Source organism: Nostocoides australiense Ben110, assembly GCF_001050535.1.
Taxonomy (GTDB): Bacteria; Actinomycetota; Actinomycetes; order Actinomycetales; family Dermatophilaceae; genus Nostocoides_A; species Nostocoides_A australiense.
Map to the genome: position 1 here is coordinate 1,337,863 of NZ_HG764815.1, position 9,217 is coordinate 1,347,079.

At 69.0% G+C, this 9,217-nt stretch carries 8 protein-coding genes and 2 pseudogenes; 8 read left to right on the plus strand and 2 right to left on the minus strand.

All coding sequences use genetic code 11. The features are described 5' to 3' along the window. The 7 genes and pseudogenes from BN11_RS23485 to BN11_RS06465 all read left to right on the plus strand — a co-directional run. Nucleotides 1-281, plus strand: a pseudogene (locus BN11_RS23485) (hypothetical protein); the annotation flags it as partial. An 8-nt stretch (nt 282-289) separates the two neighbouring features. Continuing rightward, nucleotides 290-814: an adenine phosphoribosyltransferase gene (locus BN11_RS06445; protein ID WP_048695960.1), complete on the plus strand. Its 525-nt coding sequence runs from the start codon at nt 290-292 to the stop codon at nt 812-814. A gap of 133 nt (nt 815-947) precedes the next feature. Next, nucleotides 948-3,272, plus strand: a complete 2,325-nt coding sequence (locus BN11_RS06450) for a RelA/SpoT family protein (protein ID WP_048695963.1) — start codon at nt 948-950, stop codon at nt 3,270-3,272. Between the two features lie 374 nt (nt 3,273-3,646). Then, complete coding sequence (locus BN11_RS22470) at nt 3,647-3,967, plus strand: hypothetical protein (RefSeq protein ID WP_157044008.1); 321 nt, start codon at nt 3,647-3,649, stop codon at nt 3,965-3,967. A 170-nt stretch (nt 3,968-4,137) separates the two neighbouring features. Continuing rightward, nucleotides 4,138-4,833, plus strand: a complete 696-nt coding sequence (locus tag BN11_RS06455) for an ABC transporter ATP-binding protein (RefSeq protein ID WP_162213175.1) — start codon at nt 4,138-4,140, stop codon at nt 4,831-4,833. Continuing rightward, nucleotides 4,830-6,146, plus strand: coding sequence for a hypothetical protein (locus tag BN11_RS06460; RefSeq protein WP_157044010.1), 1,317 nt, complete (start codon nt 4,830-4,832; stop codon nt 6,144-6,146). Before BN11_RS06455 ends, BN11_RS06460 begins: the two co-directional genes overlap by 4 nt. After that, complete coding sequence (locus tag BN11_RS06465) at nt 6,143-6,769, plus strand: hypothetical protein (protein ID WP_157044011.1); 627 nt, start codon at nt 6,143-6,145, stop codon at nt 6,767-6,769. The genes BN11_RS06460 and BN11_RS06465 overlap by 4 nt, the downstream gene beginning before the upstream one ends. A 33-nt stretch (nt 6,770-6,802) precedes the next feature. Here BN11_RS06465 and hisS read toward each other — a convergent pair whose 3' ends face one another. Next, nucleotides 6,803-8,125, minus strand: a complete 1,323-nt coding sequence (gene hisS / locus BN11_RS06470; protein WP_048695975.1) for a histidine--tRNA ligase — start codon at nt 8,123-8,125, stop codon at nt 6,803-6,805. Further along, entirely contained in the window at nt 8,122-8,829 is a 708-nt protein-coding gene (locus BN11_RS06475) for an MBL fold metallo-hydrolase (RefSeq protein ID WP_157044343.1), read from the minus strand. Before BN11_RS06475 ends, hisS begins: the two co-directional genes overlap by 4 nt. A gap of 45 nt (nt 8,830-8,874) precedes the next feature. Between BN11_RS06475 and BN11_RS23490 the strand changes: the two are divergent. Next, nucleotides 8,875-9,217 (plus strand): annotated as a pseudogene (locus tag BN11_RS23490) (hypothetical protein); the annotation flags it as partial.

Sequence of the window (9,217 nt, forward strand, 5' to 3'; positions counted from 1 at the left end):
CCGGCGCCACGGCGCCCGCAACCCAGACCTCGGCCGCCAGGACCTCTGCCGCCAAGACCACGGCAGCGTCCGGGGCCACAGCGCTCGGGGCCACAGCGCTCGGGGCCACGGCCCCGGCGGCCGGAGCGAACGGCATACCGGCGGACGGCACCGGGATCACCGACTCGCAAGACGCCCCGGTCGACGCGCCCAGGGGAACCCTCAGCGGCCGGCAGGTGCACAAGTACGCCCAGTCCGGCCCGCGCAACCAGCCCCGCCGGCAGCCGAAATCCAAGCGCTGAACACCAGGATGAGCGAGATCTCCGCGGTCGTGAGTGCGCATCTGCGCGACGTCCCCGACTTCCCCAGCCCCGGGATCCTGTTCAAGGACATCGGCCCGCTGATCGGGGATGCGCAGGCCTTCGCCGCGGTGACCGAACACTGGCGGCTGCGCCATCAGCACCGGGTCGACGCGGTCGCCGGGATCGACGCGCGCGGGTTCATCTTCGGCGGCGCACTGGCTCTCGCGCTCGGCGTCGGGTTCGTCCCAGTGCGGAAGGCGGGCAAGCTGCCCGGGCCGACAGTCGAGAAGTCCTACGACCTCGAATACGGCAGCGCGACCTTGGCGGTGCAACGCGACGCCCTCGAGCCGGGGCAGCGGGTCGTGGTGATCGACGACGTGCTGGCTACCGGCGGGACCGCCCGGGCCGCGTGCGAGCTGATCGAGGAGGTGGACGGCAAGGTGACGGCTTTCGAGGTCGTCCTTGAACTGGCCGCGCTCGACGGCAGAGCAAAGCTGTCGCGATGGCCCGTGGAGGCCCTGGCGTCCAGCTGACCCCGCCGCCCTGACCCCGCCGCCCCCCGTCGAGATGTCGATTCGGCCCCATCGAGATGTCGATTCCCGCGATAGCCAACTGCACGGCATACCCAGATTCGAGTTGACCCGAAGGGTCGACTAACCTCTGTCCATGAGCGAGGCTCGCAGCTCCAGCGGATCGAGCACCACCGCGCCGATCCCCACTGCACGTAGCCGCGCCCTTCGCCGACTCGAGCGGCTCGCCGTCCCGCGCAGCGCCAAGTCCAACCCGACACTCGAACCCTTGATGACGTTGGTGCGCGCCAACCATCCGCGCGCCGACACCGCCATCATCGAGCGCGCCTACGAGGTCGCCGAGGAAGCCCACCGCGATCAGAAGCGCAAGTCCGGTGAGCCCTATATCACCCACCCGCTGGCCGTCGCGTCCATCCTCGCCACGCTGGGAATGCCCACCGACACGGTCGCGGCGGCGCTCCTGCACGATGTCGTCGAGGACACCGACGTCCCGCTCGAGGAGATCGAGCGCGAGTTCGGCCGCGAGATCGCGCGGATGGTCGACGGGGTCACCAAGCTGGACAAGGTCAAGTTCGGCGAGGCGGCGGTCTCCGAGACGTTGCGCAAGATGGTCGTCGCCATGGCGGGCGACATCCGGGTCCTCGTGATCAAGCTCGCCGACAGGCTGCACAACGCCCGGACCTGGCAGTACGTCCCGCCCGAGTCGGCCCAGCGCAAGGCGGCCGAAACGCTCGAGATCTATGCCCCGCTGGCGCACCGGCTCGGCATGAACACGATCAAGTGGGAACTGGAGGACCTGTCCTTCAAGACCCTCTATCCGAAGGTCTACGACGAGATCAAGCGCCAGGTGGCCGAGCGCGCGGGGGAGCGCGCCGAATATCTGGCGAGCGTGCAGAAGCAGATCGAGGCCGACCTGGCCGAGGCCCGGGTCAAGGCCACCGTGACCGGCCGGCCGAAGCACTATTACAGCGTCTACCAGAAGATGATGGTCGGCCAGCGCGCCTTCGACGACATCCACGACTTGGTGGCGTTGCGGGTGCTGGTCGACACCTCCCGCGATTGCTATGCGGCGCTCGGGGCGCTGCACGCCCGGTGGAAGCCGATCACGGGGCGGTTCAAGGACTACATCGCGATGCCGAAGTTCAACATGTACCAGTCGTTGCATACGACGGTCATCGGGCCGGCGGGGCGGCCGGTGGAGGTGCAGATCCGCACCTGGGACATGCACCGGCGCGCGGAGTACGGCGTGGCGGCGCACTGGAAGTACAAGGAGAACAAGTCCACCGGTCGCCAGGAGTTGGCCGACGGTGACACCGGGTCGCTCGGCGACATGGCGTGGCTGAAGCAGCTTCTCGACTGGCAGCGGGAGACGACCGACCCCGAGGACTTCCTCGACTCGTTGCGCTACGAGATCAACACCCGCGAGGTCTACATCTTCACGCCGAAGGGCGACGTCATGTCGCTGCCGGCGGGCTCGACGCCGGTGGACTTTGCGTATGCCGTGCACACCGAGGTCGGCCACCGCACCGTCGGCGCCCGGGTCAACGGCCGGCTGGTGCCGCTGGAGTCCGTGCTCGAGAACGGTGACGTCGTCGAGGTGCTCACCTCCAAGGCCGAGGGCGCCGGCCCGTCACGGGACTGGCTGCAGTTCGTCCGCTCACCGCGCGCGAAGAACAAGATCCGCCAGTGGTTCTCCAAGTCCCGCCGCGAGGAGGCCATCGACCGCGGCAAGGACGCGATCGCCAAGGCGATGCGCAAGCAGCATCTGCCGCTGCAGCGGATGATGACGGCCGACTCGCTCGCTGCGGTGACGACGGATCTGCGCTATTCGGACATCGAGGCGCTGTATGCCGCGGTGGGGGAGAACCACATTTCCGCCCAGCACGTCGTGGCGCGCCTGATCGCCAGCTTCGGTGGGGAGTTGGGGGCCGCCGAGGACGTCGCCGAGTCCGCCAATCCCAACCGGACCATGCGCCGGCGCGCCGACGACCCGGGCGTCATCGTCAAGGGCATGGACGCCACCGACGTCTGGATCAAGCTCAAGCGGTGCTGCACCCCGGTGCCCGGGGACCAGATCATGGGCTTCGTCACGCGCGGCGACGGCATCGCGGTCCACCGGGTCGACTGCACCAATGTCGCTGGGCTGCAAGCGCATCCGGAGCGGATCCTCGAGGTCGAGTGGGCGCCGCGGTCGGGCTCGATGTTCCTCGTGCAGATCCAGGTCGAGGCGCTCGACCGCAACCACCTGCTCGCCGACATCACCCGGGTGCTCTCGGACAACCAGGTCAACATCCTCGGCGCCCAGGTGCACACGACCAAGAAGCGCGTCGCCTACTCGACCTTCATGTTCGAGATGGGCGACCCGACCCACCTCGAGCACGTCCTCAACGCCGTCCGCAACGTCCAGGGCGTCTTCGAGGTCACCCGCGGCCAGGGGCAGGGCCCGTCCTTCGCTGAGTAGAGTGGCCCGATGGGTGCCAGCGCGGGCCTGCCCGAGAAGAGGCCACTATCTCACCGGTCTCCGACTCAAGTTGCCCCTGCTCGCTGAGCTGCCCAAGGGCGAAGAATCACTGCGCGCGGTAGTCGTCGCGTGCCGGGCGGACATGGTGAAGCGAAACGCGTAAGCCGGCCGCTGCTGGCGTCAAGATTCTCCTTTGCAACGTCTGTCGCATGACGCTCTCGGCCTCGCAGGTTGGACGCGTCCTAGTCCGTCGCCGGGTTCGGGTTGCGGCCTTCCCGAGAGGGGCCTAGGGTGACGATCAGTGCCAAGTGGCCCTGCATACGGAAAGGGGACACGATGCATGCACGTTGGCGACGCCCGTTGCAATAGTTGCAGTGGCGTTGGGAGGCACTACCGCGGCACTGGCTTCCACTCCTGCGGCTAAGGGCTGCACTTGGTTCGCTGACGCGCCGAACAGCAACAACGACGCCGCTGTGGGTCGTAAGGGCTGTACCAACACCATCAAGGCCAACGGCTACATCAAGGAAAACCGCGTCGGCCCTGATGACATCGTGGGTGAGACACTGAATGTCGGAGCAGGGTGGTTTATGGTTTACGGCACCTGCGGGAATGGGCAGGGAAAGTACTTCGCACAAGTCACAGCAGTCAATAGCAGCGGCGGTGCCAGATCGGACGACGTTGTTCGTTGCAACTAGCATAACTCGAACAGAAGTGCGGTGCTGTCGGGCATCTAGCCATGGTGTCCGACTGCACCGCAAACTCCTCGGATGGAAAAGCTATCCGCAGCGGCCAGCTGAAAGCAACAATGCCTCCTGAAGCTCCCATAGTGCGGGTCGCCTCCTTGCGCTATGCCTACCGCCGACACGTGGCGCTTCACGACATCTCCTTCGACCTGGGGCCCGGGGTGACCGCGCTCTTGGGGCCCAACGGCTCGGGCAAGACCACTCTCCTGAAATGCGTCCTGGGACTACTGCCGACCGAGGCCGGCACCATCACCCGCGATGAACGGGGTCGCACGGACGGGGTGGAGTCCTTCGGATATGTCCCTCAGTCGCCCGAGTTGCCTGGCTTCTCGACCGTCCACGACGCGGTGGCGTATGCCGGTTGGCTCTACGGAATGTCACCGGGGAAGCTCGATGCGGCCGCACACGGCATTCTCGAACTCCTGGGTCTGACCGACCTGGCGCGACGACGCATCCGCACACTCTCCGGAGGTCAGCGGCAACGGGTCGCGATCGCTGCCGGGATGATTCACGATCCGCCGTTGCTCGTGCTCGACGAACCGAGCGCAGGCCTCGACCCTGGTCAGCGGTTGCGCGTGCGCGAAGCGGTGGCCAGGGTGACGCAGGCACGTGCGACGCTGCTGTCGACGCATCTTCTCGAGGACGTCCGCCATGTCGCCGACCGAATCCTTGTCCTCGTCAACGGGAAGGTCGGCTTCGACGGCACCGTCGATGACCTCTATCGCGTGATCGGCCCGTCGCACACCGGAGACCTCGGTGCAGACTTCGAGGCGGGATATGACGCCTTGATCCGCACCCTCGGCGGCGACTCCGAATGAGGCGTCCCGGTGGCCTGACGTGGGCGCACGCGCTGGGGCGCCCCCTTCCGTTCTGGACCTATCCCGCGATGGCCGTGCTCACCGGACTGGCCGCCTTCGCGCGCTCGCGCTCCCTGCTCTCGGCGCCGTATGCGCAGTGGGACATCACCTCTGAGCTGTGGCACGAGGGTCTCTTTCCCGTGCTGGCCGTCATCGCGGGCATGGCCACCTTGGTCGTGACCCAGGTCTTCCGGCGGAACTCGGTGCTGGCCGGTGCGGTCCGGGCCTCGGGAGCTAACCGAGCGCTGGCGACCTTCGTCTTCTGGATCTCGGCCTGGGTGGTGCTGGGTCTCCTCGCCGGTCTCCTGCCCGCCATGTGGAAGAGCGCGCGCACCGCGACGTGGGGTGGCCTGGATGTTCGCGATGTCCTCGTCGCCGTGTGCGGCGTGATCGTCGCCGTGAGTCTGGGAGTCGGCCTGGGGGCGGTTCTTCGTCACTGGGTGGCCGCCCTGCTGACCGCGGTGGGCTACGGAACGCTGATGATCTGCGCCATGTCCGAGGCGGGGGCGCCGCTTCGCCTGCTGCAGCCGTCACAGCATCCGGTGTTCCCCACGCCCGAGTTCAGCCTCCCGTGGGGGCTTGTGCTGTTCCAGATGACCTTCGGTCTCGTCGCCTGCGTCACGGCGGTGGCGGGTGGCGCCTGGTTTCTCGCGCACCGGCGCGGTTCTCCACTGACATCAGGCGTGGCCTTGACCGCCCTCCTGGCATTGGCCGTCACCGCCTGGGCCTGGAAGCCGATGACGCGTGTCGCGCGGCCGCCCGTCGAGGCGTCATGCGCCGCGAGCCCGCAGGTGTGCGTCCATCCGGCGCACGACAAGTCGCTTCCGACGGCCGTCGCGGTCACCGAGACGCTTCGGTCTGTCGGCGGGAGCCGACTCTTCGGCCGCACCTATGACGACGCCCTCTTCACCTCCGACGCAGCCCGGGCAGGCGCGCTGGTCTTCCGCGTCGATGTCCGGCCGACCCATGGGATGGTGACGAAGACCCTCGAGGATGCCATTGCGCTCGATCTGATCGAGGGTGCCTTGCCCCTGTGCGGGCGGGTCGACGGAACACTGCCGATATCCGCACAGGTGACGAATCTGACGGCCTTCGAGATCGCCCGCCGGTCCGGGATCTCGGCCCTGCTCGAGGTCGTCCATGAGCCGCAGGTCGACGATCCTTCCCTGCGGACGCGGATGACGTCCATGCCGACCGACGAGCTCATCCGCTTCGTGGATGACAACCTGCCGGCCCTTCGGACGTGCTCCGCGGGTGCCCCGGAGGCCTCATGACGGTGCTGCGTGGCGTGGCCCATGCGCGCGCCCTCGGGCTGGCCGCCGTGGCCACCGCGGTGGTGTGGATCGCACTTACCCTCGGCTGGGAGACCCAGTTCGCGGTGGAGGTCCGGTTCCCGCAGCAGGGCCGTGGTGTGGGCGCATTCGAGATCGCGGCCGTCCTGCTCTCCTCCCTCCTGCCGCCCCTGACACCGAGCAGGTATGGCGCGGTCGAGTTCCTCGCGGCGCCGGGGTCGCGGGCGCTGAATGCGGCCGTCTCGGTGGGTCTGACGCTCGTTCCGCTGACGTGCATGCCGGTCTGGCTGCTGTCGGCGGAAGGTCGCGACCCGTTCGAGGTCGACTACCCCTCCGGCGCCGGGTACGCCGGGACGCTCTGGCTCTTCGCCGCCCTCGGTCAGCTGCTGTTCTACGCGGGCGGCACCCTGGTGTGTCTGCTCGGGACCCCGGCCCTCTGGTATGCGGTGGTCTGCGCCCAGCAGGCCTTCCCCACCGCCCCATTCCTGCGGGACCTCGCGAGCGGTCTCCACTGGCAGACCGGCCCGACGGTGACCGTCGTCGCCGCCGTCATCGCGGTCGCGGTCGCGTGGTTCGGGCACTCGATCCCACGCAGCGCGCGGTGACCGGGCGGGCGGGCCGCCCGGCGCAGGGCGACGTCAGTCGCCCGACCGGGTGACCTGGGGGCGCAGGTCCTGGGCGGGGGGCTGCCATACGGCAGGATCGGCGGGCACCTGCTCGCCGGAGCGGATGTCCTTGACCTGGTCGCCGTCGGCGCGCGAGAACCAGACGTAGGGGATGCCGCGGCGGTCGGCATACCGGATCTGCTTGCCGAACTTGTCCGCCGTGGGGGCCACCTCGCACGGGATGCCGCGCGCCCGCAGCGCCGTGGCGACCGCGGTCGACGCGGCGCGCTCGGCCTCGTCGTTGACGGCGACGAGCACCACGCTCGGGGTCGAGCGGGAGGCGCTCAGCTCGCCGGCGCCGAAGAGCAGCCCGAGGATGCGGGTGACGCCGATGGAGATCCCGACGCCCGGATAGGTCGTCCGGCCGTCGGAGGCCAGCGCGTCGTAGCGCCCGCCGCCGGCCACGCTGCCCCAGTCCTCGCGCCCGACGATCTGGGTCTCGTAGACGGTGCCGGTGTAGTAGTCGAGGCCGCGGGCGATGCGCAGGTCGGCGACGACCCGACCGGGGACGTGCGCGGCGCCCACCTCGATGACCGCGGCGAGGTCCGTCAGGCCCTCGTCGAGCAGCGGGTGCTCGACGCCCAGGGCGCGGACCTGCCCGACGAAGGAGGTGTCGGCGGCGCTGATCTGGGCCAGCCGCAGGCAGGCGTCCGCCTGCTCCCCGGTCAGGCCCCGCTCGCGCAGCAGCTCGCGCACGGCGTCGGGGCCGATCTTGTCGAGCTTGTCGACGACGCGGATGGTGCCCTGCGCGTCCGCGATGCCGAGGCCGGCATAGAAGCCGCTGAGGATCTTGCGGTTGTTGACGCGGATGACGAAGTCGCCGATCGGGAACTTGGCGAAGACGTCGGCGATGACGAGCGGGAACTCCGCCTCGTAGTGCGCGGGCAGGGTGCCGGCGCCGACGACGTCGATGTCGGCCTGCGTGAACTCGCGGTAGCGGCCCTCCTGCGGCCGCTCGCCCCGCCACGACTTCTGAATCTGGTAGCGGCGGAAGGGAAATTCGAGCGTGCCGGCGTGCTCCAGGACGTAGCGGGCGAAGGGCACGGTCAGGTCGAAGTGCAGCCCCCACTTGGCGTCTGCGCTCTCGTCGGCGAGGCGGCGCACGCCGTAGATCTCCTTGTCGGCGTCCTCGCCCTGGCTCGAGAGACGCTCGACGGGCTCGATGGAGCGGGTCTCGATCGAGGCGAACCCGTGCAGCTCGAAGGTCTCGCGGATGACGTCGAGGAAGCGTTGCTCGACGATGCGCTGGGCGGGGGAGTACTCCGGGAAGCCGGAGATGGGGGCGATCTTGCTCACGCGCCGAATCCTCGCAAATACGGGTTGCTCGCGCGCTCCCTTTCCATCGTGGTGGCCGGCCCGTGGCCGGGCAGCAGGAGGGTGGTGTCGGGGAGGGGATAGACAACGTCCCGCAGGGAGCGGCGCATGGCCGCGTCGCTGCCGCCGTGCAGGTCGGTGCGGCCGATGGAGCCGGCGAAGATGACGTCGCCGGTGATCATCGTGCGATCGAGGTCCGCCGGTATGCCGTCCGGCACGGCTTCGATGCCGAACATCACCGAGCCCTCGGTGTGGCCGGGAGCGTGGAGAGTGGTCAGGTCGATTCCCGCCACGCTGACCGACTCTTTGTCGCCGAGGGTGACGATCTCGCTCGGTTCGGTCCAGCTCGCTTTCGCGCCGAACTGCTGCTCGAACGCGGCGACGATGGCGGGGTCGAGATAGGTGATCGGGTCGGTGAGCCGGTAGCGGTCGTCCTGGTGGACGTATGCCGGGACCACCGCCGGCGTCTCGCCTTGGCAGACCGGGGTCACGGAGTAGACGTGGTCGAGGTGGCCGTGGGTGAGCAGGACGGCGGCTGGGCGGAGCCGGTGCTCGCGGAAGATCTCCTGCAGGGTCGGCAGGACCCCGATGCCCGGGTCCACGACGAGGCACTCCTCGCCGGGCGCGGCGGCGATCACGTAGCAGTTGGTGGCGAAGGCCGCGGCGGGGAAGGCGAGCATGAACACGACCACTGACACTATCCGCTGTCCCGCGTATCTACACTGACCGGCGTGACGAAGGACCAGGAACGGGCGCGGGCGAAGCGCCGGTATGAACGCCAGCAGGCCAATCTCGCGGCGCAACAGGCGGCGCAGAAGCGAAACCTGCAGGTCGCGGCGGTGGTAGCTGCCGTGATCGCGGTCGTCGCCGCGTTCCTCCTGCTGTCCAAGGTCATGGGAGACAAGAACGAGCAGCCGTCCGCCGGGGCGACAGGCAACAGCGCGTCGGCAAGCGGCAGCGGGTCCGCGAGCGATGCCCCCGTCGCTGCGGGCTGTGACGCGGCGCCCGCCGCACCCGGCACCGGCGGCGAACTCGACGCGCCCGACGCGGCGGCGATCAAGGCGGGGGGGGGGG